Genomic DNA, 1,428 nt, shown 5'->3' with positions numbered 1-1,428 from the left:
ATTTTGGCCAGAAGCCGAAGTCGGCTTCCTCGAATAGGCCTGATACATAGATGCAACGGGGCGGCGGTTTTTCAAAAGCGGGTAGACAGTGGGGGCGAGTCCATACATAGCAGCTGGCGCAGCCTGCGTTCGGCTGCGCAGCAGTCGTTGTATCCGCCGCCGCGGTCTTTCAGACACACCGTGTTTGCCGGTTTTACGACTGCTGCGCAGTCGGACGCAGGCTGCGCCAGCTGCTACATGTCAGATTTAGCGGAGCTTCGCCAATAGTTCTTGTGCCGCTGCTTCAGAGGAAGCCGGATTCTGACCAGTAATCAGCAAACCATCAGTGAGCACATAACTCGCCCAGTCAGCACCTTTGGAATAGACACCACCCTTCTCCTTAAGCATGTCCTCCACCAAAAACGGCACAACCTTCGTCAGTTGCACAGCCTCTTCCTCAGAATTGGTAAACCCCGTCACGCGCTTGCCTTTGACCAGCGGCTGGCCGTCCGCATCCTTGACGTGACGCAACACACCCGGTGCGTGGCAGACGGCCGCGACCGGTTTGCCCGCCTGGTAAAACGCCTCGATCAGAGCGATCGAAATTTTGTCTTCGACCAAATCCCACAGCGGGCCATGGCCGCCCGGGTAGAAAATCGCGTCGTAATCTTCAGCTCTCGCGCTGCTCAGCAGAGCGGTAGACGCCAATGCGGACTGGGCGGCGGGGTCTTTGCGAAAGCGCTCGGTGGCTGCGGTTTGCGCGTCGGGCTCGTCACTTTTCGGGTCCAGCGGTGGTTGACCACCCTTGGGTGAGGCCAGGGTCAACTGAGCGCCGGCGTCCTTGAAGGCGAAATACGGCGCGGCGAATTCCTCCAGCCAGAAGCCGGTTTTCTTACCCGTGTTACCCAATTGATCGTGTGACGTTAGAACCATCAGGATTTTCATGTCGTTCTCCTTGAGTTCGCAGATGTTCATTCATCTCGGCGCTGAGTTTGACCTCCAGGCTGCAGCATTCGTTGCACCTGTCACCCTAGCGGTTTTACTGCCGGTTTTCGGCCAATGAGACGATTGGTCACCCGAATGATGGCCAACCGCCTTGATGCGCAAGAAGTTGCGCACTCACGGCTGCAAAAGCTCTTCCCGGGTGGCTGATCGCCCAGCCTGTCAGGCGCCTCAGCCAAGTGCGCAAGAAGTTGCGCAGCACTGCGCAACTTCTTGCGCACATTCACAGGCAATCGCGGCCGAACATTATCCAGACGATCTAAAAAACCTCTCAACCACCTGATTTATATAGTGTTACCCGTTTATGGCACGGACCTTGATAACAGTAAGGCACCCACCGGGCGATACCGCCTCCCGGGCACCCTAACTTTTAGCAAGGAGCACATCCATGGCTACACCAGCGTACATGTCCGTCACTGGCGAGAAACAAGGTCTGATCACTGCCGG

1 protein-coding gene is annotated in these 1,428 nt (G+C 57.0%); it reads right to left on the bottom strand.

All coding sequences use genetic code 11. The features are described from left to right. Window positions 1-246 precede the first annotated feature (246 nt). Complete coding sequence (locus WLY71_RS30540) at window positions 247-924, bottom strand: type 1 glutamine amidotransferase domain-containing protein (RefSeq protein WP_347806555.1); 678 nt, start codon at window positions 922-924, stop codon at window positions 247-249. Window positions 925-1,428 lie beyond the last annotated feature (504 nt).

It is taken from the genome of Pseudomonas rossensis (genome assembly GCF_039888995.1).
Taxonomy (GTDB): Bacteria; Pseudomonadota; Gammaproteobacteria; order Pseudomonadales; family Pseudomonadaceae; genus Aquipseudomonas; species Aquipseudomonas rossensis.
This window is presented reverse-complemented; position numbering and strand designations above follow the sequence as displayed.